We start from the raw sequence: 310 nt of genomic DNA, 5'->3' as shown, positions 1-310 counted from the left end.
GCATCTAGGGCTTCACGTTCCGTATCACTCATGCTAGGCATGGCACCCGCAAGTGCCTTGTAAACAGGCTTGGTCAGCAGTGACTGACGCAGAGGCGCGACAAGCAGCACCAGACACAATAGCAATATCGGTATGCCCAAAATGAGCGACCATGGACTGATAATAGCGGTCACGACCACAGCAATAATGGCGACTATACTACCAGTGACGCGCGATAAAGACAGCAAAAATATGGCCAAAACCGTGGCTAACTGTATGATTACTGCCAAAATAAATAAGCCAACTGCCATGACTGTCTCCTTGGTAAAAC

At 48.7% G+C, this 310-nt stretch carries 1 pseudogene; it reads right to left on the bottom strand.

The features are described 5' to 3' along the window. A pseudogene (locus tag AAEY83_RS13700) lies at positions 1-290 on the bottom strand (acyl-CoA dehydrogenase); the annotation flags it as partial. Positions 291-310 lie beyond the last annotated feature (20 nt).

Source organism: Psychrobacter sp. TB20-MNA-CIBAN-0197 (genome assembly GCF_040309765.1).
Classification (GTDB): Bacteria; Pseudomonadota; Gammaproteobacteria; order Pseudomonadales; family Moraxellaceae; genus Psychrobacter; species Psychrobacter submarinus.
This window is presented reverse-complemented; position numbering and strand designations above follow the sequence as displayed.